Below are 24,240 nucleotides of genomic sequence, written 5' to 3' on the forward strand. Positions count from 1 at the left end.
CCGATCAACGCCGCGCGGACGTTCCGCGCGGCGTTTTTGTTTTTTCGGGCGCAACCGGGACGCGCCGCCGGTCGCGCGGCAATACCTTTCTGACCGGTGCGGCCGGTCGCACGGAGGCGCACGATGCCGGGTTCTGTTCTCCACGCCGTGGCGCGGCTGACCGCGCCCGATCCACGCACGGACGCGGGCCTGGTGCGGGCGTTCCTGACCGGCTCGGACGAGGGCGCGTTCGCGGAGCTGGTGCGGCGGCACGGGCCGACGGTGCTGGGCGTGTGCCGCCGCGCATTGGGCGCGACGCCGGACGCGGAAGACGCGTTCCAGGCGACGTTCCTGGTGCTGGTGCGCCGCGCCCGCTCGACCGAGTGGCGCGACGCGCTCGGCCCGTGGCTGTACGGCGTCGCGCTCAAGGTCGCCCGCAAGGCCCGTGCGGCCCGTGTGAAGCGCCGCACCCACGAACGGCCGGAGCGCCCGATGACCGAACCTGCGACCCCGCCCGCCGAGCCCGACGACGCGGTCGCCGTTCTGGACGAGGAGCTGGCCGCGCTGCCGGCGCGGTACCGGGCGCCGCTGGTGCTGTGCGAGATCCGGGGCGCGAGCCGCCGGGACGCGGCCCGCGAGCTGGGGCTCGCCGAGGGCACGCTCTCCAGCCGCCTCGCCCGCGGGCGCAAGCTGCTGCGCGAGCGGCTCGCGCGGCGCGGGGTCGCGCCCGCGGCCGGTGGGCTGGCGGTCGCTGTGCCGGCGGGGCTGGCCGGGGCCACCGTGCGGCACGCGACCCACGCACTGGCGCGGGCGGCGGGGGCCGTTCCGGTCGCAATTCTGTCTCTCACGGAAGAGGTCACGAAAACCATGATCGCGAAATGGAAACTGGCGCTGGCGGCGGTGGCCACCTGCGCCACACTCACCACCCTCGGCGCGTGGAACACATCGGCGCATCCCGTGCCGGTCAGTAACGTTTCGGCCGCAGTGGCACGAGCCGACGAGAAGAAGTCGGCTCCGCCGGCCAAGCAACCCGCCCCTGAGCGGGCGAAGGCCGAGGACGGTGCGGAGCGGGTCGCCACTATTTTCGGCGATGTGGCCGTTACGCGCGAGCAGTTTACCGAACACCTCATTCGTCGGTACGGGCAGAAAGAGCTGGAACGGTTCGTGAACAAGCAGGTCATCGCGCATGCGTTCGCCCGCAAGGGGCTCGCGCTGGCCCCGGCCGACCCCGAGGCGGCGCTGAACGAGATCTGCACGGCGTCTCGGATGAGCCGCGAGCAACTCGCTCAGGCGGTACAGAGCCAGGGCTTTACGCTCGCGGAGTGGAACGAGGATGTCAACCTCCCCCGCGTGATGCTGGCGCACATGTGTAAGGCCAAAGTGGCGCCCCCGACCGAAGCCGAACTGCGCCAAGCGTTCGACGTGCGGTACGGCGAGAAGCTCGACTGCCGCGTCATCATCTGGACAAACGAAGACGAAGCTCAAAAGGCATACGAAAAGGTGCGTGGCAGCGAGAAGGAGTTTGACGCCCACGCCCGTCGGTCCGCGGTGGCGGGCCAACCGCGAACCGGCGTGGCCGCCGACGGCCGCGTCGCGCCGATCCCGCGCGCTCAGCCGCTCAAAGAGGAAGAACAAGTCCATCACGCCGCCGTCAAGAACTTGCAGCGCGGGGACGTGAGCCCACTTCTTCGGATCGAGCCTGGCTCGTTCGGATTCATGGTCGTTAAGTGTGACCGGGTGATCCCGGCGGACAAAACGAAGTCGTTCGAGAAGGAGAAGGCGGCCCTGATGCTTGAGGCGCTCGACGCGAAGGTCGTGAACGAATTCCCGAGGTTCCGTAACGAGCTGATGCAGCAGGCCGCCCCGAAATACCACCTCACGTTCCCGGAGCGCGAGTCGCTCCCGAAGCCCGATCCGGCGAAGAAGTAACGGCACGTCGTTACCCCATCGGTCCGTGCGGCCGGATGTTCCGGCCGCATTTCGGTCCCTCACGGAAGAGGTCGAGAGCGATGATTACGAGACAGAAACCCGCCTTGGTGGTACTCACGGCGTGCGTCGTACTCACCGGAGCGGGCGCGTGGCGCACACCGGCCCAACCTCCCGCCGGGCTGGCGGACAAGGCAAGCGCGGGGCCGACTGCACCGCTGCCGACGGGTAAGGCGGGTGCGGAGCCGGTGGCCACGATCTTCGGTGACGTGGCGGTGACCCGCGAGCAGTTCGCCGATCACCTCATCCGCCGGTACGGGCCGAAGGAGCTAAAGGGGTTCGTGTACCGACAAATCGTGAGCACCGTGTTCGCTCGCCAGGGGCTCAAACTGTCGCCCGAGGAAATCCAGGAGCAACTCGACCGCACCGCCGCCGCACTCAAGATGTCACGGGAGCAGTTGGGAGCGGATATCTTGAAGAGCCAGGGAAAGACGATCGACGAGTGGCACGAGGACGTAAACGTCCCAATCATCATGCTCTCACGGCTCGCAAAAGCCAAAGCCGCACCTCCGACCGAAGCGGAGCTACGCCAAGCGTTCGACGTGCGGTACGGCGAGAAACTCGACTGCCGCATCATCATCTGGGGTGACGAAAAAGAGGCCCGTGCGGCTTACGAGAAGGTGTGCAGCAGCGAGAAGGAGTTCGACGCCCACGCTCGCCGCTGCACTCAGGCCGGACAGCCGCGATCGGGTATCGCGACCGACGGACGCGGCGAGCCGATTCCCCGGGCGCAGCCGTTTGAGGGCCACCCGGCGGAACAGGCCGCGCATGCGGCCGCGGCGAAACTCCGACCGGGCGAGGTGAGTCCCTTGATTCCCGTTGAGATTGAAGGGGAGCGGGGATTCATCGCGCTCAAATGCGACCGGATCATTCCGGCGGACCGAACGAAATCGTTCGAGAAGGAGAAAGCGGCACTCGCGGACGATGTCACGGGCGCAAAAGTAGACAAGGAGTTCCGAAGGCTGTCGAAAGAGATCATGAAAGAGGCTGCCCCGCGGTATCATTTGACGTTCCCGAAGATCGATCCGGCGAAGAAGTGACCGTGCGGCGGGTGGTGCGGCTTCCCGTCCGTGTTGGGAATCTCGATTGCGTTGTTGCTTCGGCGGCACGGGAGCAGAGTATGCCGGTTTCGGTTCTTCACGCGGTGTCGCATTTGATCGCTCCGGACGATCGCACGGACGCAGCCCTGGTGCGCGCGTTCGTGATCGACTCGGACGAGGGCGCGTTCGCGGAGCTGGTGCGGCGGCACGGGCCGTCGGTACTGGGCGTGTGCCGGCGGGCGCTCGGTCCCACGCCGGACGCGGAGGACGCGTTCCAGGCGACGTTCCTGGTGCTGGTGCGCCGCGCCAGTTCGACGCCGTGGCGTGCGGGCTTGGGGCCGTGGTTGTACGGGGTGGCGCTGCGGGTGTCGCGGAAGGTGCGCGCGCGTCGGTCGCGTCGCGTGTCGCGAGAGCGTGGGGAGGTTCCGATGGTGGAGCCGGTGGCGCCGGCGTCGGACCCGGACGACGCCGGCGCGGTGGTGGACGAGGAGCTGTCGGGCTTGCCAGCGCGGTACCGTGAGCCGCTGGTGCTGTGCGAGGTGCAGGGGCTGAGCCGGCGTGCGGCGGCTCGGGAGTTGGGCGTGGCGGAGGGGACGCTGTCGAGCCGCCTGGCGCGGGGGCGCAAGCTGCTGCGCGAGCGGCTGTCGCGTCGCGGCGTGGTGCCGGTGGCCGGCGGGTTGGGCGTGGCGGTGCCGTCGGGTCTGGCGGGTGCGACGGTGCGCCACGCGGTGGCGGCGCTGGGACGCTCGTCGGGTGTGGTGCCGGCGGCGGTGTTGTCCCTCACGGAGGAGGTCACAAAGGCGATGATGGCGAAATGGAAGTTGGCCCTGGCGGTGGTGGCCACGTGCGCCACGCTCACCAGCCTCGGAGCCTGGAATACGCCCGCGTTGTCCGTACCGATCGCCAGAGCGGCACACGCGGAAACGACACGAGAACAATCGGGACCAGCGGCACCCGCGGATGCGATTCCTTCAGTCGAGATCGTTGCCCGGGTTGGTGAGAGCCGCGTCATTACCAACCACGACGTTCGCGGCGTCCTGTACCTGATGCCCGGAGCGAGGGGGGCGGAGGCGCTGGCCGCGGCACTCGGCGCGCCCGCGGGGACCGCGTGGCACAACGATCTGCCCGCACAGGCACTCCGCAAGGCGATCGAGCGGGAACTCATCCTGGACGAGATGCACACGCGGCTGAAGAAGGCCAACAAGTTGGTCGTGCTCGACGAAATTCAAGAAGTAGCCGGACCGTCCACTGACCGGCAGTTGCGTGCGCTTCGTGACAGGACCGGGGCGAAGTCGGACGAGGAGTTCGTTGCGCGGCTTCGCACGCAAGGATTAACGGTGCAGGTGATCCGCCGCCAGATGGAACGCCAGTTCATGGCCGACCAGTACGTCGCGAGCGTGGTGAAGGCGCGCCTGAAGGGTGACGGCGTGACGCGCGAGAGACGCGAAACTGAGCGTGACGCGCTCATCGATGAGTTGTGGCGGAAGGGAACCGTTCGCGTGTTCGATCCGCTCGCCCGTGGCGCATTGAAGCACCGCATCACGGCCCCCGCTCAGGAGCCGCCCACCGAACCCGCAAAGGAGTGAGCAGAAAAGAGGGCGGTGGCGGTCGTTTGGCGCGCCGCCCGCCGCCTTCTGCCCGCGGCCCGCTGTTCTCAGTTGCCATCGCACACACCGGGGTTTACATTCAGCGACATTCCCTCGCCGAACGTTTCCCACCCGGAGCCGACATGTCCGCCGCTCAGTCCGCTGCGCCCCCGCTCTCGCTCCCGCTGCGAATCAATCTGTCCGTGATGATGTTCCTCCAGTTCGCGGTTTGGGGGGCGTGGTTCGTCGTGTTCTTCCCGTACCTCCTCGGGCTGAACTTCACGAGCAGCCAGGCCGGGGCGCTGATCGGCAACATGGCGCTCGGTGCCATCTTCTCAACCATCTTCGCCGGCTATATTGCGGATCGGCTGTTGGCCAGTGAGAAGCTAATGGCGATCTGTCACCTTGCGGGCGCGGGGGTGCTGTACCTGATCGCCCAAACCCAGGACACGAACCAGTACGGCACGCTGTTCGCGCTCACCTTCGTGTACGCGCTGCTGTACAACCCGACGCTGGTGCTGGCGAACTCGATCACGTTCGAGCACGTGCCGGACGGGCAGCGCGATTTCCCCGGCATCCGTGTGCTCGGCACGCTGGGCTGGATCGGGGCCGGGTTCGCGATCGATTTCTTGTTCAAGTCCGAAGGCAAAACGGCGGCCGCTACCAATGGCCCGCTGCTGATGGCCGCGGGGTTGTCGGCGGCGCTGGGCGTGTACAGCTTCTTCTTGCCCCACACGCCGCCAAAGGGTGAGGCGAAGGGCGTTCCGTTCGTCCGCGCCATCGGACTGTTCAAGGATTTCTCGTTCGCTGCGTTCTTCATCGTGTCGCTGGCGATTACGGTGGTGCTGGCGTTTTACTACACGTCCACGTCGGACTTCCTGGCGAAGCAGTGCGGGGTGAAGGACATCGGGAGCACGATGAGCATCGGACAGGTGTGCGAGACCGTCTTCCTGCCGCTGCTCCCGCTGTTCCTGATCCGGCTCGGAATGAAATGGGTGCTGGCCCTGGGTATGTTCTGTTGGGGGCTGCGGTATTTCCTGTTCACCAACGCCGGCCCCGAAGGTGTTGGCTTCGCGATGGCCATCGTCGGCATCGCGCTGCACGGATTCTGTTTCGATTTCTTCTTCGCCGCCGGGTTCATCCACTGCGACAACAAGGCCCCGAAGGACATCCGCGCCAGCGCGCAGGCGCTGTTCAGTTTCCTCACCTATGGCGTCGGGATGTGGCTCGGTAGCCTCCTGTGCGGCATCCTCCAAGACAAATACACGAATCCCGAAACGAAGGCCGTGAACTGGAGCGAGTTCTGGATGGTGCCGAGCATCGGCGTGATGGTGTGCCTGGGGGTGTTCCTGTTGGTGTTCCGCGACCGCCCGGGGCGGATCGAGGAGCCGGCAGTCGCGGGTACAGCTGTGACCCCGCCGGCGTAACGCGTTGGCTCGCGTGGCTCGTCGGACGCTCTGCGCTCAAAAATGACTCGGCCGGTGTCGCGGAACGGCGCCGGCTCGAAGGCTCACCTCACGACCCGCCAGTAGACGGCGACAAATCGCGCCGTCATCATGCCCGGACGCCCGCCGCCGGCGGCGGGCGCCGTCGCTCGAAACCACGCGAGGACCCGAACCATGTCCACCGACCTTTCGCGCCGGGCGGTGCTGGCCGGCGGCGCCGCCGCTCTCGTCGCACGTCACGCCGAGGCCCGCGCCGATGCGCCCAAATCGTCCTTCGGGTTCTGCCTGAACACCAGCACCGTTCGCGACAAGGACGGAAAGTCGCGTCCCATCACCGAACTCATCGACATTGCCGCGAAGGCCGGGTACGACGCTTTTGAGCCGTGGGTGTCGGAAGTCGACGCCTACCTGAAGGGCGGCGGCACGCTGAAGGAGTTGCGCAAGCGCGTCGCGGACGCCGGACTGAAAACCGCGGACCTGATCGGCTTCGCCGAGTGGATCGTGGAGGACGCCGACCGCCGCAAGAGGGGACTGGAGCAGGCCAAACGCGACATGGACTGGGCCGCCGAACTGGGCTGCCCGCGCGTGGCCGCCCCGCCCGTCGGCGCGACCGGCGGGGGCAGCAAGCGCGACGACCCGAAGTTCACGCAACCGGTCATCGATCTGGTCGCGGCGGCGGACCGCTACCGCGCGCTGCTCGACGTGGGGGCCAAGATGGGCGTCACCCCGGTCGCCGAGGTGTGGGGGTTCTCGCGGACCATGCGGCGGCTCGGCGAGGCACTATTGGTCGCGATCGAGTGCGGCGACGCGCGCGGGTGCGTGCTGCCGGACGTGTACCACCTCTACAAGGGCGGATCGGATTTTGCCGGGCTGCCGCTCCTTTCGGCCTCGGCGATCGGGATCTTCCACGTCAACGATTACCCCAAGATCGGGCGCGACCGGATCAACGACGCCGACCGCGTGTACCCTGGCGACGGGATCGCGCCGCTGAAGGACGTGTTCGCGGCGCTGCGGAAAATGAACTACACCGGGTTCGTGTCGCTGGAACTGTTCAACCGCGACTACTGGAAGCAGGACCCGCACGCGGTCGCGAAGACCGGACTGGCGAAAATGAAAGCCGTCGCAGGGTGACCAAAGCAAAAGTTGAAAGTGAAAAGCAAAATAGGATAATGGGATTCCTTTTTGCCTTTTCACTTTCGACTTTTGCCTTGTTCCTCGCTCATCCCACGACGCTGCTGTCCCGCACGACGAGGCGGCCGGGCAGCAGCACCTTGGCGAACGGGTCGCCGGGGTACGCAATCCGGTTCTCCATCACCCGCAGTGCGGTCCGCACGATTTCTTCCGACGGGTACGTGTACGACGACACCCCCAGCGCGAAGCTCTGGCCGATCGGCAGGTCGTCGCAGCCCACAACGGCCACGTCGCGCGGCACGTTGAGCCCGCGGCGGAACAGCTCCAGAATCACCCCGACCGCGACGTAGTCCTGGTAGCAGATCGCCCCGTCGGCCCCGGCCCGGACGAGTTCGTCGGCGGCCCACGGGTACGCCTCCCGGGCCTCTAAACGTTCGGGCACTCGCAGCACGAGCGGCGGGCGCCCCGGGCCGGCGTTCTCAAGTGCCGACAGGTAGCCGGCCAGTCGGTCCGTGTGCGTGCTCGTCGGGGACGCCACCACGCACGCGATCCGCTTGCGCCCCAGCGCGAGCAGGTGTTCGGTGCAGCGGCGGCCCCCGTCGGCGTGGTCCGAGGCCACCAGGTCGCACTCCAGCCCGCGCCGCTCGCCGCGCAGGTTGCGGTCCAGCAGCACCACCGGGAGCCCGCGCTTGCGGCACCCGGCCAGGAACCACTCGTCCTGGCGGCAGTCGCCCTCCGACACGCGCGACGGCAGGAAGAACACGCCCGTCGTCCCGCCCTTCGCGACCGCAGCGACCGCCCGGTCGACCTCGGCGGCGCCCGCGGTCGGTGGGACCGCGAGGGGCCGCAGCGCGAACGCCCCCTGACCCGCGACGCGCTCGAACCCTACTCTAACAACGGCCTCCGACGCGCTCTGCCACGGCCCGGGCGACACCCGCATCACCACCGCCCATCGCACCACCGGGTCCGCGCCCCGCTCGGCGGCGTACGAGCCGGACCGGTCGCGCGTGACCACCAGCCCGCGGTCGCGGAGCAACTGGAGCGCCCGCGAAGCGGTGAACGACGAAACGTCGTAGGTGTCGGCGATGTCGCGGACGGTGGGCAACTTGCCAATGCTCCACTCGCCCGCTCGCAGCCGGGCCGCGAGTTGGTCCGCGAGGTGGACGTATTTCGGCGACGCTTCGTCAACGGGCGGTTCGGGCCGAGGCACATTGGGCTCCGTCGAAAACTACCAAGCGGTGTGCCATTCAGAGGCGGTGCGAACGGCGGCGGCGGGGCGCGGCAACGGTAACTGCCCGGGATTATTTTTAACAAGAATACGCAACAGTACCGTGGCAGCAACAGCGGTAGCGTGCCCCGGTGATATTTTTCTGATTGATGCAGATTGTCGGGTGCTTAGTGAGATCTTCATGCTTGCTGCGTTGTAGCCCCGAGCCTGTCTCAGTACTCTCTCATCACAGATGTGCCGCCCCGGCTCACGTGTATCATCCTTCTCCCGAGGGTTCCCATGGTTCGTCGTAACTGGAACGAAAAGGCCGGTTTTACGCTGATCGAGCTGCTGGTGGTGATCGCGATCATCGCGATCCTGATCGGGCTCTTGCTGCCCGCGGTGCAGAAGGTGCGCGAGGCCGCCGCGCGGACCCAGGGGCAGAACAACCTCAAGCAGATCGGGCTGGCCACGCACAACTACAACGACTCGATCGGCCACCTCCCGCCGGCGTTCGTTGAATACGGACCGTCGAAAGGGTACAAGGACGGTTCGTGGGTGGTTCACGTCCTGCCGTACATCGAGCAGGACAACTTGAAGCGGTCGGTCGACACCCGGGCCGGGGACAGCGGGCACTACTACGCGATCACCTACAACCAAGCCCCGCCGAAGCCGTTCATCAACCCGCTCGACCCGTCCCAGTCGAACGGCGCGTACAACGACAGCGGTTGGGGGATCTACAGCGTGACCGGCTACGTCGCCAACTACCTCGCGCTGGGCGGGCTCGTGAACAAGACGACCAGTCCGACGTTCATCCTCGACACGAAGAAGAACATCCTCGGCGTCAGCGACGGTACCTCGAACACCATCGCCTTCACGGCCCGCACGGCCGCGTGCGAGCGCGGCCCTAGCGCGTACCGCGCCTCGTACTCCTCGCCCCTGTACAACATCGCCCCTTACGCCAACGCCAGCGACTGGTACGAGTGGATGCCGGTCATCAACTACTGGAAGAACGGCACCTCGAGCGAGGGGTACATCACCGGCGCCGCGACCAAGTTCCAGGTCAACCCGACGTGGGCCGGGAAGACCGCCACCTGCGACTTCCGGCTGGCCACTCAGATGGGCTCCGGCGGGCTCCCGGTCGCCATGGCCGACGGCAGCGTGCGAATCGTCGCCGCGGGCGTGTCCGGCGACACGTGGTGGGCGGCCCAGACGGCGACCGGCGGCGAAGTGCTCGGGAGCGACTGGTAAGCTTTCCGTTTCTGGGCTGGGGCCGGATCACCGTGCCCCACTCCTATCACAATTTCGGATCACACACCATGCGGCGGTTCGTTGCGCTCGCCCTATTCGCTTTCTGCGTGTTCGTTGCCCTTGGGTGCGGCGACTCCGCCCCCACCGTCAACACGGCCCCGACGGACAAGCAAAAGCAAAAGGAGCAAGGTGCCGGTCCCGGTCCCGGCGCCGGACAGAAGAAGTAACGGGCTGTTCCTGTCTGTGGGCGGCACCGTTACCAGCGGCCCCGATGCGGGCCGCGGAGCCGTCCGCCGGGGCTTTAACACAACCAAAACTGGTGTGGCTTTCGCGCCCAGAACCGAACGAGGAGCACCATGACTTCCCCTACCCGCCGCGACCTGTTCGGCGCGGCACTCGGCGCCGCCGCGCTGCCCGGGTTCGTTTCCACGGCGCGCGCCGCGGACCGCAAGCCGGTGCTGCGGGCCGCGCACATCACCGACGTCCACATCACGAAGGACCGCGACGCCAGTAAGGGTGTCGCCGCGATGTTCGCCCACATGGCGAACCGCCGGGACGGCAAGCCGGACCTGATCCTGAACACCGGCGACGCCGTGATGGCCGTCGACGGCAAGACGACCGGCGCGAAGGCCGCGGAGCAGGTCGCGCTCTGGAAGCAGGCCGTGAAGGCCGCCCCGGCGCCGATCCACTCCTGCCTCGGCAACCACGACGTTTGGGACGGCAACGAGCCGACCGCCGAGGTGCCCGCGGAGAAGAAGGGCTTCGGCCTGATGACCGAAGTGCTCGGCATGCCCGCCCCGTACTACAGCTTCGACAAGGGCGGGTGGCACTTCGTCTCGCTCAACAGCATGTGCAACTGGCCGAAGTATGCGACCCTCTCGCCCGAGCACTTCGACTGGCTCAAGGCCGACCTGGCCAAGACCAAGCTCCCCACCGTTGTGCTGAGTCACGTGCCGATCCTGAGCGTGACCTCGCAGGTGTACGGCGACAGCTGCCGCAAGAACAACGACAACGTCGTCCCGGGCATCTGGCACCACACGGACTGCTGGGCCATCAGCGAGGTGTTCCGCAAGAACCCGCACGTGAAACTGTGCCTGAGCGGGCACATGCACACGTGCGACCGGTGCGAGTACCGCGGGGTGTGGTACATCTGCGGCGGGGCCGCGTGCGGCGCGTGGTGGAACGGCAGCGAGTACGGGTTCCCGCCGTGCTACGGGGCCATCGACCTGTTCGCCGACGGCACGTTCAGCTACGACTTCGTCGATTACGGCTGGGCCGCCCGCAAGTGGAACGGCAAGGAACTGAAGGACTGATTGTGTTTGGTGTGGTTTGGTGTTTGGTGTTTGGTGTTTTCGTATTTTGCCCGAGCGGTAGTATGTGAACCGCGACGGTGAAACACCAAACACCAGAACCCAACCCACACCCAAAAATGTCACTTCCGAACCGCCCGATCGAGTGGGCCGACCGGCTCGCCAAGCTCTACACCCCTGTCGTTGCCGATGTGCTGGACAAGCTCGGGTTCCGCAACCAGAGCATGAACCCGCGGGTCCGCCCCCTTTGGCCCGAGGCGAAGGCCGCCGGGTTCGCGCTCACCGTCCAGACGGTCCCCGCACGCGAGCAATCGCCAGCACAACCGTATGCCGGTGAACTGGCGGCGGCCGATTCGCTCCGGAGGGGCGACGTGCTGGTGGTGTCGGAGTCGGCGTGTAGCTTCTGGGGCGAGCTGCTCTCGACCGCCGCGACGTACCGCGGGTGCCGCGGCGTCGTACTCGACGGCCCCACGCGCGACTCGCTCGCGATTCGGGAGATGGGGTTCCCCGTCTTTCATGTCGGGTTTCACCCTGCGGACAGTCTCGGGCGACTGGACGTGACCGCGCACAACGTTCCCATCTCGTGTGCGGACGTACTGGTGTACCCTGGCGACCTGATTCTCGCCGATCACGACGGTGTGGTCGTGGTGCCCAACGGGGTGGCGGAGGAGGTGCTGCGGCTCGCCGAGGAGAAGGTGAGCGGCGAGAACCTCGTTCGCAAGGCGCTCGCGGGCGGGATGACCACCGCCGAGGCGTTCAAAAAGTACGGCATCCTCTGAACGCCGGGCGCGGTGGCCGCGTCCCGACGTTCGGCACGCGTCAGCGAAGGGCGGCGAGGCTGTTGTGGGCCAACCCGGTTTCACGGATCTGCTTGACGCTGATCTGGGCGGACGGCTTCATCCCCGGGCGCACGTAGTACACGCACACGTGCGCGAGCGGCGTTCCCGCCGGGATGCGCTGTTGCGCCGGGGACGGGCGGCCGGCCTCTTCGCCGGGCATTTGAATCATCCACCGGTCGTTACCCGGCAGGTCGTACAGTTTGAGAACCCCGGTCTGCTCGTCGTAGGTAATGCGGTCGGCGTCCGGCGCCGGCAGTTGCGACCGGAGGGCCACCCAGGGCGGGTCCTGCGTACCGACGCCCGACGACGGCGGTTGGCCGGCGGTCGGCACGGTCGGCGCGCCGCACCCGGTGAGCGCGAGCGGAAGGGCGAGTACGGCGGCGAGCCGCGCGGGGCTCGTTCGGACCGCGCGCGGGGACGGGGGTGGTGAAAATGCGGTCATGGGAACCCTCCTCCGTGGGGCGCCGTTGTGGGAGAGGCGAATCTCGGGCCGTGGCCCCGTTAGTCGATACCGGTCAGAGGCGGCGACCAAACACGGGACATCTACGGGGTGATCCGCATACTTGAAGCGTAGCACCTGATCGTGTCAAGCGAAAGAGGCGGAGCCAGAACGACACAACCGGCTGGCCGGGCGTTCAGTCCCTCAGCCAGATGAGGCCGAGTGTGAAGGTCGTAACTCCGATCAGCCCGCCGGTGAGGGCGGTGACGGAGAAGTCGTCCGTGATTGATATCCGGGCGCCGGCCGAACCACTGAGTACCGAGAGACCGCCCCAGATGAGGGGCACACTGCTAAGAACGGTGAGTACAAGACCGGCCAGTCGCTTCACGTGAAATCCTCCGCGGGAATCGGATACCGAGGAACGGGCGCGTTCGTGTCACGGCCCAATATTCCTTTGGCACGCAAGGCCGCGGCTGTCACGCTCGGGTGCGCAGTTTTATCGGCACGCTGTCAGAAAACGCTACTGATCGGTGCGCCGTCGGCCCTCATTTCGCGCCGCCGATGATCTCGACCATCTTTTCGGTCTGCATCGGGCGGTCGCCGAGGCAGTCCGCCGTGAGCCGAAGTTTGAACCACGCTTCGGCGGGCCTGGTCCCTTTGAACGTGAGCGTGTAGGTCCGCTCGCCGTTACCCGGGATCGATTCCGCCTCGAATTGGATGGTGTTGCTGTCCGTTCTCCCCTTCGGTGTGGAACCCGTTACACTCACATTGTCCGGGATATCAATCAGTAGCTGCACTTTGCGAGCGGCCTCGCCGCCGACGTTCTTCACATTTACCGTGAATGTGCCTTCTTTGCCGACTTGAACGGCCTGCGGCGGGAACAGTGTTTCCCACAGCAGTGCCGCCGTGCCTTCGAACGTGGTCGCCAGCTCTTGCGATGTGCGGATGCCGCGCGCGTCCGCGGCCCGCGCCGTGAGCACCCACCGCCCGTTCGTATTCGCTTTCACCGCGTACCGCAGCGACACGGCCTCTTTGGGCTCCAGCCGCGGGATCTGCCAAACCACCGAGTCCCGGTAGACGGTGCCGCCGTTGGTCCGACTGGTGGGCAAACAGTTGACCGGGATGCTCCCCGTGACCTTGATGTTCGTGCTGGGGAGCGTTCCCGTGTTGCGCACCACGATTTCGTACTTGGCGGACTCGCCGGGCTTGACCACCTCGTTCCCGGTCGGGCCGGTGAATTTCATTTCGAGGCCGGGAACGAGCACTTCCGTCCGGGCTTCCGAAGGGCGATCCGCGACCAACTTCGACCCGGTCACGTTGGTCAGGGTGAACACCTCGGACGCCTCGCGCGCCGTGACTCGGTACTCAATCACCTTCCGCTCGCCCGGGAGCATGCGCCCGAGGTCCCAGCGCCACTGCTGGCCTTCGTTGTGTGGTGCGCGAGTTGCGCCCGTCGTGATCGGTTCGAACTCGGCGGACTGTGTCAGGTTCTCGATGATCCGCACGCCTTCTGCGGGAACTTTTCCCTGATTCTGCACCAGTATGCGCACCGTGTAGGCTTCGTCGCGCACCGCCTGCTTCGGCGCGGACTTCGTGACCTTGACCGTGGGGGTGCCGATCTTGGTCGTTACCGCTTGGCCGTGCTCGTACCGCACGTACGCGAGGTTTTTCAGCTCCTTGGTGCCCGGCTTGGGGCGCAAGGTCAGTTCGACCGACTGCGACTTGCCGGCTTTGAGCGTTCCGAGATTCCAAATCAGTTGCTTGTCGGTTTTCGCGTCGTCGGGCATCGGTTTCGCGGTGACGAACTCGGCCGCTTCTGGCGCGAGCGGGTTACGGAGGCTCACGGAGTGGGCGTCCGCCGCCGAGACGTTCTGCACGGTGAGGACGTACTTGATGTTCTCCCCGTCGAGCGCGTCGGCCGGGACGCGCACGCGGACGGTGACGACCGGGTACGCGGGGTCTTGAACGTTGGTCGCGGGCCGCGGGAACTGGCCCGGAGTGCCGGGCACGCGCTGCAAGAGCTGAGCCTGCTCAACTTCTCCCGTCGGAACGTCCAGGGGCGTGAAGTGCTCGGTTTCGGCCGGTAGGGCGGGTGGGAGGTTGCCGAACGTGAGTTTGGCCGGTTCCTGAGGGTGTTGCGCCGGCGCGGTCAGGGCGATCACGGCCCACACCACGACCACCACCGCCCCGCCGACCGCCGCCGACCGCGCGTGCTGCCACCGGCTCATGAATGCACCCTCACCTGCGTCCCGGTGTTCGTTCGACTCGCGGTGGGGATATAGTGTTTTCAGCGAAGCTGCGAAAGGTCAAGTCGGGGCGACCGCGGCCCCGCAAATGCGGTTGACGGGTTCCACCCAATGTTGACAATGGCGTGTTAGTTATCGGCCATGCCGGCCAACCGGAGAGGGACAGTTTGATGAACGCGCGAGCGTGGACGATAGGCGCACTTGCTGCGATAGGACTGCTGGCGGCCCCCCTGGTCGGTTCCGCCGCAGAACCGGCCGCGGAGCCGGCCGGCGGAAAAGCTCAGGGACCCTACGTCGTGGTCGTCGGCGTCGGGGAGTTCCAGGACAAGGCGATCAGCCCCCGGCCGACCGCCGACGCGGACGCGAAGGCGCTCCACGCGCTGCTCACCGACAAAAAGTACCTCGGCGCTTCCCCCGATCGGGCCAAGCTCCTGACCTCTTCGGGTGCGACCCGCGAGGCGGTGGTGAAGGCCGTCGACGCGGCCGCCGCCGCCACCGGCGGTGACGACACCGTGATCCTCGCGTTCTTCGGCCGCGGGTCGTCCACCGGCGACAAGCCGTGCTTCTTGACGAACGACAGCACGGTGAAGGACCGGGCGAAGACCGCTCTGCTGATGAGCGACCTGGAGCCGGCGTTTAAGAAGTTCAAGAGCCAGAACGTCCTGCTGCTGATGGACGTGCAGTACAAGGGCGGGGTCGACGCGGGGGCCGAGAAGATCCTCGAGCCGAGCTGGCTCGAGATCATGAAGCTCGTGTTCGGCGACGAGAAGGACGAGAACATGCTCCCGCCGAACCGGGTGCTGGTCCTCGGCAACCCGCCGTTCCAGGACGCGCTCACGAAGGGCGACCACGGCCTGTTCTACTCCGTGCTCTCCGACGCGCTGGGCGGGAAGGCCGACCAGGCGCCGTACAACGAGGGCTACGAGTCGGACGGCATCGTCACCACCCGCGAGCTGCTCAAGTACCTCGAAAAAGAGATCCCGAACGCGGCCCGCGCGACCGGCAAAACCGACAAGGAAAAGGAACTCGAACCCGTCTTCGTCGGCCGCGGCGCCAGCAAGTTCTGGGTCACCCGCAACCCGGCCGAGACCGACACCATCAAGAAGCGGCTCGACGCCGTGGAGGGGCTCGCGAAGGCCGGCAAGCTCACCCCCGACCTCGTTAAAGAGGGCGTGGACCTGCTGTTCCGGATGCCCAAGCTGAAGTGGTCGCAGGCGCTCCGCAAGGAGTACCAGAAGCTGGCCGACGGCGGCGCCACCGTGGCCGATCTCGAGGCGCACCGCAAGAAGCTGCTCGAGGACCTGAAGCTCGATACCGACGCCGCCGCGGAGTTCACCCGGAAGGTGCTGCCGGCGATCTACAAGCTGTCGGCCGAGTACATCAAGCCGATGACCCGCGGCGAGCTCACCGCCCTCGCGGTGAAGGGGCTGTTCGCCGAGGCCGACGAACCCGTCCCGGCCGACATCGCCGACACGATCAAGACCCCCGAGAAGATCAGCGACGAGCGCGGCAAGGAGCTGCTCACCGAGGCCCGGTTGCGGCTCGGCAAGCGCGAGGACCTCGACGGCGCGAAGGGCGCCGATGTGACCGTCCGCGCGCTGGTCGGCGCCCTCCACGACCCCTACGCCGGTTACTTCACAAAGGAAGAGTGGCTCCGCACACAGGGCCAACTGTTCGGCCGGTTCCCGGGCGTCGGGATTATAATCCGCCGCGAGGCCGTGCGCGACGGGCTCCTCGTCGTCACCCCGATTAAAGGCAGCCCGGCGTTCCGCGCGGGTATTCAGGCGGGGGACCTGATCACGGAGATCCGCCTCGAAGTGGACAAGGAGGGCAAGCCGCTCCCGGCCGACGCCAAGAAGGTCCACAGCACGAAGGGGCTGAAGACCGACGACGCGGTGAACCTGATCACCGGCGCCCCGGACACCCCGGTTTCGCTCGTCGTCTCGCGGGAAGGTGAACCGGAGCCGAAAGTGTACCGCATCACCCGCAACTATGTGATGGTGGAAACCGTTCACGGGGTCAAGCGGGACGAGAAGAACGACTGGGGCTACTACCTCGACGAGAAGAGCAAGATCGGCTACCTGCACCTGAGCCAGTTCATCACGGTGTCCAACGAGTTGGGCACGCCGGCCGATGTCCGGCGCGCGGTGGCGGCCCTGAAACGGACCGGCCTCAACGGGCTCGTCATTGACGTGCGCAACAACCCCGGCGGGTCGCTCAAGGCCGTCATCGACATCTGCGAGCAGTTCGTCGGCAAGGAGGCGATCGTGACCACGAAGGAGCGGGGCGGCGCGGGCGCCACGTTCACCTACTCGGGCCGCAGCGCGGGCGACCGGAGCTTCCCGATTGTGGTGCTCATCAACGGGAACAGCGCCAGCGCCAGCGAGATCCTGGCCGCGTGCCTGCAGGACCACAGCCGCGCCACGATCATGGGCGAGCGGACCTACGGGAAGGGCAGCGTCCAGCACGTCGAGGAGTACGACGCGACCGGCGGGCGGGTCAAGTACACCGTCGCCCGGTACTACCCGCCGAGCGGGCGCAACATCGACAAGGTGGCGATGGAGCAGTCGACCGAGCTGAAGTCCCGCGACGAGTGGGGCGTGAAGCCCGACGCCGGGTTCGAACTCAAGATGACCCGCGAGGAGCTGGCCGACTGGTTCGAGTACAGCCGCGACCTCGAAGTGATCCCGGTGCCGGGCAAGAAGGCGCCGACGGTCGACCCGGGTAAGGACAAGCAACTGGCGAAGGCGCTTGAGCACCTCCAGGGGCTGGTCAACCGAAAGTGATCGCGCCGGCTCGGTGCATCTAAACGCGGTCTATCAACGCCCGGCGGGCCAGTACCCGCCGGGCGTGTTTGCGCGCGGCCGATCTCGTTACTCCTCTCGTTGTCTGAAATCTGAAGCCGACGCTTCATCACCGGATGGGACGAGGCGTCGATCTCCCCAGAACGCAAGCATTCTGCTCTTGGCTGCCGGGCTCACTTCCAGAAGGTGACAGCACCGGCTGTCTTCCCAGCGGCCACGATCCGCCGCGTCCATGATAGTTAATCTGGCAAATGTGTTCTTTTTGAATTCGTTGTGGCGAATGTAGGGGCTTGACGACTTGCGCCGGCTGCGCCCGGCGGAGTTGTTGCGCGTGTGTGTTTTGTTGCGCGCGTTTCATTGCGAGAAATGGGGCACGAAGCAGAATTAGCTCAAGTGCGGTGCGCCGGCCGACGTAACGGGGCAGGCGAGGCACGACACGAGGGGTTCCGCGATGTTCCGCCGTGCGCTTCTGGTCGCCGCCGTCGCGGCTCTGATCGCGGCCCAGACCGGTTGCCGCTCCGCGTGCGGCGAACGCCACAGTTGGTTCAGCTCGCGCTCGTCGTCGGATGTGCCGTGCCGGACGGTGGGACGCAGCAGCGGCTGCTTCGACACCGCAACCGGTGCTTCAGTGCCGTGTCCGACGGGGGGAGGGATGCTGGTCCCCGGTGGCCCGTCTGTGACCGGTCCGGTGGTCCCGGGCCGCGGGCCGATTGAAGTGGGGCCGATGCCGTCGCTGAACGATGGAGGACTGATCCCTCCGTCCGCGCTGCCTGTTCCGGCGCCAGCGCCGGGGGCGAACAACACAGAGTTGCCGTTCCCGTCCCTCTCAGGGACGCCGGTGAAAGGCCCTTTGAACAAGTGAATCACCCGGGAGGGTGACCCTCGGACGCGGCCGGCGGATGGAGATCCGCCGGCCGCGTCTTTTTTACCTTGGGCTCGATACGATTCCGTGCCGGTCGGTTAGCGAGCGGTCGGGCAGCGGCCGTTCGCGCAACCGCCCATGGTCGGCAGCACGTAACCGCCCTGGATCACGGTCGGGCAGCGGCCGCTCGCGCAGCCGCCGACGGTCGGCAGGTAGCCGCTCTGGATCACGCCCGAACAGCCCCCCCCGGAGCAACTCCCGCGGTACAGCGGGGCCGGGTACGCGGTGTACGGCGCGCTGGTGGCGGCCGCCGGGGCGCCCACGGTCACGGTCGTGCTCGGGGTGTTCGGAGCGCTCGCGTAGGTGCTCAGGTGGTTGGCGAGGTCCCCAGCCGACACCGCGCCGGGCTGGCGCAGCGCCTGGTAGGTGCCGCCGGTGCTGCTGATCACCAGTCCGTCGGTGAGCTGAAACTGGCTCGCGAGTTCCGCGCCCTTCGCGGTGCCAGTGTCCACCGCCACGCACACGAACTTGTCACGAAGCAGCTTGGCGGCCTCGTCGGTCATGGCCGAGTCGTTCAGCACCTTGGCGAACGGGTTGCCGGTCCCGATCAGCACCGCCATCGGTTTGCCTTCACTGGCCGCGAGCTTCAGGGCGGAAGCGTAATCGGTGTGCGTCTGGAACTCGGGCTTTGCAGCCGGGGCCAGCACACCGGACAGGGCGATCGCAGCCAGAATCGTCGTGGTCATGCATTACTCCTGGTGTAACCACTTGGTGGGCGATCTCCCGCGCCTTACATGCCGCGGGAATTGCCGTTTATAGACATTTCTGCCGCAGATGTGAACCTTAAAGCCGTTAAAAAAGGAAAATTCGGAATAATTCGGTTGCGTAATGAGTCAAGACTGGACATTTGCCGCGTGGTGTTCTGGTGAGAATAGATAATTCGGGATTAATGTGAAGTTTTTTAATTGTTGTAGTGTGATATTGTTTATTGAGGTTTGTTGGTAGCCTTTGCTGTCTCATACCAAATCCGACTGAAGAGTAACGGTGGTTGGGAGCGCCACCCGCCCGCTAACGCAGGCGGGTGCAACCGACACCCTGCCGAGCGGTTACTCTTCAACCGGATTTGGTATCAGAGCGTCGCATCGTCGCCCGTTGGCGCGTCGCAGGACAAACTGATCACGCTGCCGGGATGGGGTAACGCTCGGAAACGAGTCGGGACCGCTCGGGAGCGGGTGATGTATCCCGCTTCCGAGCAGTGCGGATCGTCAAAAACGCTGCGCACTTACGTCCGTCTGCTCAGTCTTTTGAATCGTTATTACACCCTTGACGCCCCACATGGTGGGCGCTCGCTCTACCAGCGGGTTGATTACACCTCAAACGGTGAGGGGCGTTGAATCCGCCTCGACTGCCCGAGCGAAACCACTGGGTCAGGCCGTTGTCCATGCGAGGAATGCCCATGAGCCCGATCCGTGCGTTCGCCTGCGTGCTCCTGTTGGTTCCGCCGGTGGCGGGCGCGGAGCCAGAGGTGTGGCCCCAGTGGCGTGGCCCCACCCGGGACGGTCTTGTCGCCGGTGCCGCCTGGCCCGACAAGTTGGGCGGCGACGCTCTCAAACGCGTCTGGCGTGTCGAGAACCTCGGCCCCAGTTACTCGGGACCGATCGTGACCGCCGACCGCGTGTTTACGACCCAGACCGTGGACAAGAAGACCGAAGTCGTCACCGCCCACGACCGCAAGACGGGAAAGGAGCTGTGGAAGGTTTCGTGGGAGGGCGCCATCACGGTGCCGTTCTTCGCCGCGAAGAACGGGAGCTGGATTCGCTCGACTCCGGCGTTCGACGGGAAAACGCTGTTCGTTGCCGGTATCAAGGACCTGCTGGTCGCGCTGGACGGGGCCACCGGGAAGGAGCGGTGGCGGTGCGATTTCGTCAAGGAGTTCGGCGCTCCGCCCCCCGACTTCGGGTTCGTCTGTTCGCCGCTCGTCGACGACACCGGCGTGTACGTCCAGGCCGGCGGGTGCTTCGCGAAGCTCGACAAGGCTACCGGTAAGGTGCTCTGGACGGCACTCAAGGACGGCGGCGGGACCATGGGGTCCGCGTTCTCGTCGCCGGTGTTCGCGCGGCTCGCGGGCAAGGAGCAGGTGCTCGTGCAGACGCGCACGAAGCTCGCCGGGGTGGACCGCGGCACCGGCGAGGAACTGTGGGTGAAAGAGATCCCTTCGTTCCGCGGGATGAACATTCTCACCCCGGTGCCGGTGGGCGACGACGGCGTGTTCACCAGCACCTATGGCGGGAACACCCGGTTGCTGCGGCTGAAGAGCGACGGAGGCCAGTACTCCGCCCAAGACGCCTGGAGCTTCAAATACGAGGGCAACATGACTTCGCCGGTGGTGGTGGCCGGCCACGCCTATTTGCTCGGAAAGGACAAGCGGTTGCTCTGCACGAACCTCGAAACCGGCAAAGAGGTCTGGCGTTCGGAGGAGCGGTTCGGGGACTACTGGAGCTTGGTCGCGAACCGCGACAAGGTGCTGGCCCTCGACCAGCGCGGGACGCTGTACCTGTTCCGCGCGAGCGCAAAGGAGTTCGACCTGCTGGACCAGAGGAAGGTCGCCGACGCGGAGACGTGGGCGCACCTCGCGGTGTGCGGCGACGAAGTGGTGATTCGCGATCTGACCGGGCTGACGATGTGGCGGTGGGGCGTCCGGTAACGCGCCCCACTCCCGGAGGAGCGGAGCCGACCGGCGGCCGTGGTGAAGCGGTCAACTGGAACCGGCGTCGCTTTCGGGGCGCTCGGGCTTCCTTCGGAGCAGCCGGGCCATCCCGTACCCCAGCCCGACCGCCGACAGCACGCCGGACGCGCCCACGGCGAGCATGATCCAGTCGCGGCGGTCCGGTTGCCAGAGCGGACGGTCCGGTTCGGGGGCCATCAGCGCTCCCGAGTCGGCCACCAGTTCGACGTTGATCTCTCCCGGCGGCAGCGGTAGCGGCACCGGCACCGGGACGGGTATCGGAGCCGCGGTCGGGACGGCCCGTGGCGGCGTCGGGGTGCTTGCGAGTGCGGGCGTCGGGGCCGTGCCCACTTTCGGCGCCGCTTTCGCAGTCGCCTTCGGCGCCGGGGCCGGTGGCTTCATAGGTAGGGCGGGTGCCGAATCGTGTTTCGCCGGTCGAGCCGTCGGCAGCTTCGGCGCTTCCAACTGCGACTCACTTTCGAGCCAGTCTTTGAACGCGGGCTGGAGGTTCGGCGCCGGCGCGGCCCCGCCTGTGGTGAACCGCTTTAGCGCGAGAGCCGCCTCGGTCGGAGTCTGGTACCGCGCCTCGGGCGTTTTCGCGAGCAGCTTGTCGAGCACCTGCTGGAACCCGTTCGGCAGGTCGGACACGAACGTGCTCAGCGGCGGCGCCTTCTCGGTCGCGTGCTTGAGCATCTGCGCCATGATGTTCGACTCGGGGAAGGGCGGGTTCCCCGCGACGCACTGGTGCACCAAGCAGCCGAGCGAGTAGAGGTCCGCCCGGATGTCGGCGGTGCTTGCGTCCTTCGCCTGCTCGGGGGCGAGGTAGTCGGGCGTGCCGAGCACCGACCCTTCCAGAGTGAGTTTCGCGTCCGCCTGGGATTCCGGAACGCTGTCGTCGAACAACTCGCGGCCCAGCCCGACGTCCAGGATCTTGACGGTCGCGTCGAGTGTGGTGTCGGGCTTGCCCTTCGCCGGCTCCGGGGTGAGCATGATGTTCGCGGGCTTCAGGTCGCGGTGCACCATGCGGCGCTCGTGCAGGTGCTGGAGCCCGTCGAGCGTTTGCGTCGCGAGCCGCACCACCTCGGGCCAGGGCAACCGCTTGCGGCGCTCCAGCACGTCCGCGAGCGTCTCGCCCTCAATGTGTTCCATCGCGATGAAGTGGACCCCGCCGCTCTCGCCGACCTGGAACGCGCGCACCACGTTCGGGTGGTCGAGCTGGGTGAGCAACCGGGCCTCGCGCTGGAACCGCCCCAGCACCTGCGGGTTCTTGGCCCGCGACGCCGACAGGATCTTCAGCGCCACGACCTGCCCGAAGTTGTGGACGGCCTTATACACCCCGCCCATTTGCCCCTTACCGATGCGGTCGAGGATCTTGTACCCGCCGAGGAAGAACCCGTCGGCGCGGCCGCGCTGCACGATCGCGGCCTGGTAGTCGGTCAGGCACTTGCGGGCGACGAGGAACCGGCGGAACGAGTCCACGCGGTCGTCCGGGCCGGGCTTCTCCTGTTGCCACTGGTGATACTGCGCGCTCACCTCTTCCGGCGGGAGCAGCCGGCTCTTCACCAGCAGCGTGCAGTACTCGGCCGCGGTCGTGACGGGAGTAGCCATAAGACTCAAAAGTCAGAGGACAGGGGACGCAGTCAGGAGACAGAGCCCGACGCCCGGTCCGGTTGGCCGCGCCTGGTGTTTCGTAGCACAGGTCGGAACACCAGTGCCGTAATGGGGTAACGCCAGCGCACACGCCAACAACCGGATCGCGAACCAGACGCGCTCGCTGCCTGCTACTTCTTTCTCGAATCCTCGACCATCTGGCGCACGGCCGGGTCGTCACCGGCCACCCCTAGCACGGCGTCCCGGACGGCCGCGGCCTCGGCCGCGCGGCCCTGGGCGTCGAAGGCCTTTGCGTGTTCGAGGGCGGCACGCACCGGCTCGCGGTCGAGCGGCGGTCGGGGGGCGCGCACCGTTTGCTGGGCCAGGAGTGCGTGCCCCGTACGCGCGAGTTCGACCCAGCGCTGCTCCGACGGGACCGCCGCGAACGCCGCAACCACGCCCTCCCACGCCTCCCGCGCCTGCGCGGTCTCGCCCGCCTGCGCGAACCGCAGCCCGCGCAGATACCCGCGCTCGGCGTCGGTCCGCGGGTCGGCTTTCGCCCCCTCCGTGATCGCGCGCCGCAGTTCTCGGCGGTCCCGGATGCGCCGGCGGGCGGCGGCCAACTCGTCCTTGTACCGGTCGGCGTACTTTCGCGTGAGCGGCTCCAGGTACTTCTCGGCGGCGTCCCAGTCGTCGGGGTTGTCGGATTCGACCAGCGGTTGGGCGGCGGTGAACAACTCGTCCGCGGACGGCTCCGGCCACGCGAACGGCAGCACCAGCGCCGCCACCGCCGCCAGGAACAGGGGGATCACGACGACGGGCCGCTTCAGGAGGGGCCGCGGCTCGGGGGCCGGGTCGTCCGTATCGCCCCCGCCCAGGGCCGCCGGGAGCGCCGGCATTTCGGCTGTGTCGGGCGTGAGCTTCGCGGGCCACACGAGTTTCTCGCCCTTGCGCTCCAACTTGCCGCGCACCCGCTCCAACTCGTCGAGCAGCGCGGCGGCGGTCGCCGGGCGCCGCGCCGGGTTCTTGTCGAGCAGGGTGCAAACGAACTCGTCCACCTCCGCCGGGAGGTCGGGGACGAGCAGCGCCGGCCGCTCCGGGAGCGTGTAACACTGCTTGTGCATCAGTTCGACCACCGACCCGGCGGAGAACGGGGGGCGGCCGGTCACCAGAGTATAAAGCACGCCCCCGAGCGAGTACAAATCGCTCCGCCGGGTGAGCGGCTTGCCGCTCGCGGTCTCCGGCGGCAGGTACGCCGCCGACCCGATCGCCGGAACGTGGCTCGGGGGCGAGGGGAACACCTTGGCGATCCCGAACGCGAGGAGCTTCAGCGTCCCGTCGGGCGCGATAACGAAGTTGGCGGGCTTGAGGTCGCGGTGCAGGACGTTCCGGTTGTGCGCGTGTTTCAGCGCCCGCGCCGCCTGAACCGCGACGCCCAGCACCTCGCGCCAGGGGAGCTTTCCCGCTTCGAGGCGCTTCGCGCAGTCGGTGCCGGCGACGAACTCGGACGCGACGAACGCCAGCCCGCCGTGGGTGCCGCAGTCGATGGTTTTGGCGATGTTCGCGTGGTCGAGCCGCTGGAGCGGGAGCAGCTCGGCGGCCATCCGCTGCACCGCCGCGGGGTCGCGCACCCCGGTGAACACTTTTACCGCGGTCACCTTCTCGGGGTCGTCGAACCCGCGGGCGCGGTACACCACCCCGAGCGGACCGTGCCCGATTTCGGACTCGACGTACCAGTTTCCGACCCGCGCACCGATCATGTCAGATATGGTAATCACTGGCCGGAGTGGGGCCACCGCG

The 24,240-nt window shown here is 67.0% G+C and carries 18 protein-coding genes; 11 read left to right on the plus strand and 7 right to left on the minus strand.

Annotated elements, in window-relative coordinates; all coding sequences use genetic code 11:
* Positions 1 to 123: 123 nt before the first annotated feature.
* The 5 genes from GobsT_RS07610 (at position 124) to GobsT_RS07625 (ending at position 7,167) form a co-directional block, all read left to right on the plus strand.
* Complete coding sequence (locus GobsT_RS07610; protein WP_010041826.1) at positions 124 to 1,908, plus strand: sigma-70 family RNA polymerase sigma factor; 1,785 nt, start codon at positions 124 to 126, stop codon at positions 1,906 to 1,908.
* Positions 1,909 to 1,988: 80 nt separating this feature from the next.
* Entirely contained in the window at positions 1,989 to 3,005 is a 1,017-nt protein-coding gene (locus GobsT_RS37595) for a hypothetical protein (RefSeq protein WP_029600970.1), read from the plus strand.
* An 80-nt stretch (positions 3,006 to 3,085) separates the two neighbouring features.
* Positions 3,086 to 4,591, plus strand: coding sequence for an RNA polymerase sigma factor (locus tag GobsT_RS07615; protein WP_010041823.1), 1,506 nt, complete (start codon positions 3,086 to 3,088; stop codon positions 4,589 to 4,591).
* A gap of 143 nt (positions 4,592 to 4,734) precedes the next feature.
* The gene (locus GobsT_RS07620; RefSeq protein ID WP_010041821.1) at positions 4,735 to 6,018 is read left to right on the plus strand and encodes an MFS transporter; all 1,284 of its coding nucleotides are present in this window, start codon (positions 4,735 to 4,737) and stop codon (positions 6,016 to 6,018) included.
* Between the two features lie 192 nt (positions 6,019 to 6,210).
* Complete coding sequence (locus GobsT_RS07625; protein WP_010041819.1) at positions 6,211 to 7,167, plus strand: sugar phosphate isomerase/epimerase family protein; 957 nt, start codon at positions 6,211 to 6,213, stop codon at positions 7,165 to 7,167.
* Between the two features lie 88 nt (positions 7,168 to 7,255).
* On the opposite strand, the gene GobsT_RS07630 is transcribed toward GobsT_RS07625, so the two are convergent.
* Positions 7,256 to 8,377, minus strand: coding sequence for a LacI family DNA-binding transcriptional regulator (locus GobsT_RS07630; protein ID WP_010041817.1), 1,122 nt, complete (start codon positions 8,375 to 8,377; stop codon positions 7,256 to 7,258).
* Between the two features lie 297 nt (positions 8,378 to 8,674).
* Here GobsT_RS07630 and GobsT_RS07635 point away from each other — a divergent pair, with 297 nt between their 5' ends.
* From GobsT_RS07635 to GobsT_RS07645, 4 genes are all read left to right on the plus strand, one after another.
* Positions 8,675 to 9,625: a DUF1559 family PulG-like putative transporter gene (locus GobsT_RS07635; protein ID WP_010041816.1), complete on the plus strand. Its 951-nt coding sequence runs from the start codon at positions 8,675 to 8,677 to the stop codon at positions 9,623 to 9,625.
* 68 nt (positions 9,626 to 9,693) lie between these two features.
* The gene (locus GobsT_RS37600) at positions 9,694 to 9,852 is read left to right on the plus strand and encodes a hypothetical protein (protein ID WP_010041815.1); all 159 of its coding nucleotides are present in this window, start codon (positions 9,694 to 9,696) and stop codon (positions 9,850 to 9,852) included.
* 129 nt (positions 9,853 to 9,981) lie between these two features.
* Positions 9,982 to 10,938 carry a metallophosphoesterase family protein gene (locus GobsT_RS07640; RefSeq protein ID WP_010041814.1) on the plus strand — a complete coding sequence of 319 codons (957 nt, stop codon included), beginning with the start codon at positions 9,982 to 9,984 and terminating at the stop codon, positions 10,936 to 10,938.
* A gap of 116 nt (positions 10,939 to 11,054) precedes the next feature.
* Positions 11,055 to 11,714 carry an RraA family protein gene (locus GobsT_RS07645; protein ID WP_109571224.1) on the plus strand — a complete coding sequence of 220 codons (660 nt, stop codon included), beginning with the start codon at positions 11,055 to 11,057 and terminating at the stop codon, positions 11,712 to 11,714.
* A gap of 40 nt (positions 11,715 to 11,754) precedes the next feature.
* Here GobsT_RS07645 and GobsT_RS07650 read toward each other — a convergent pair whose 3' ends face one another.
* The 3 genes from GobsT_RS07650 to GobsT_RS07660 form a co-directional block, all read right to left on the minus strand.
* Positions 11,755 to 12,216, minus strand: coding sequence for a hypothetical protein (locus GobsT_RS07650; protein ID WP_010041800.1), 462 nt, complete (start codon positions 12,214 to 12,216; stop codon positions 11,755 to 11,757).
* A gap of 193 nt (positions 12,217 to 12,409) precedes the next feature.
* A complete protein-coding gene (locus GobsT_RS07655; RefSeq protein ID WP_010041798.1) occupies positions 12,410 to 12,601 on the minus strand; it encodes a hypothetical protein in 192 nt (63 codons plus the stop codon).
* Positions 12,602 to 12,758: 157 nt separating this feature from the next.
* Positions 12,759 to 14,441 (minus strand): DUF11 domain-containing protein, encoded by a 1,683-nt coding sequence (locus GobsT_RS07660; protein WP_010041796.1) that lies wholly within the window; start codon positions 14,439 to 14,441, stop codon positions 12,759 to 12,761.
* A 188-nt stretch (positions 14,442 to 14,629) separates the two neighbouring features.
* On the opposite strand from GobsT_RS07660, the gene GobsT_RS07665 reads away from it, so the two are divergent.
* Complete coding sequence (locus GobsT_RS07665) at positions 14,630 to 17,245, plus strand: S41 family peptidase (protein WP_081471694.1); 2,616 nt, start codon at positions 14,630 to 14,632, stop codon at positions 17,243 to 17,245.
* Positions 17,246 to 18,223: 978 nt separating this feature from the next.
* Here GobsT_RS07665 and GobsT_RS07670 read toward each other — a convergent pair.
* Positions 18,224 to 18,871, minus strand: a complete 648-nt coding sequence (locus GobsT_RS07670) for a thioredoxin family protein (RefSeq protein WP_010041788.1) — start codon at positions 18,869 to 18,871, stop codon at positions 18,224 to 18,226.
* 710 nt (positions 18,872 to 19,581) lie between these two features.
* Between GobsT_RS07670 and GobsT_RS07675 the strand changes: the two genes are divergently transcribed.
* Positions 19,582 to 20,829: a PQQ-binding-like beta-propeller repeat protein gene (locus tag GobsT_RS07675; protein ID WP_010041785.1), complete on the plus strand. Its 1,248-nt coding sequence runs from the start codon at positions 19,582 to 19,584 to the stop codon at positions 20,827 to 20,829.
* 51 nt (positions 20,830 to 20,880) lie between these two features.
* On the opposite strand, the gene GobsT_RS07680 is transcribed toward GobsT_RS07675, so the two are convergent.
* Positions 20,881 to 22,458, minus strand: coding sequence for a serine/threonine-protein kinase (locus tag GobsT_RS07680; RefSeq protein ID WP_010041784.1), 1,578 nt, complete (start codon positions 22,456 to 22,458; stop codon positions 20,881 to 20,883).
* Between the two features lie 173 nt (positions 22,459 to 22,631).
* The gene (locus tag GobsT_RS07685; RefSeq protein ID WP_148087648.1) at positions 22,632 to 24,218 is read right to left on the minus strand and encodes a serine/threonine protein kinase; all 1,587 of its coding nucleotides are present in this window, start codon (positions 24,216 to 24,218) and stop codon (positions 22,632 to 22,634) included.
* Positions 24,219 to 24,240 lie beyond the last annotated feature (22 nt).

The sequence above is a fragment of the Gemmata obscuriglobus genome, from assembly GCF_008065095.1.
Classification (GTDB): domain Bacteria; phylum Planctomycetota; class Planctomycetia; order Gemmatales; family Gemmataceae; genus Gemmata; species Gemmata obscuriglobus.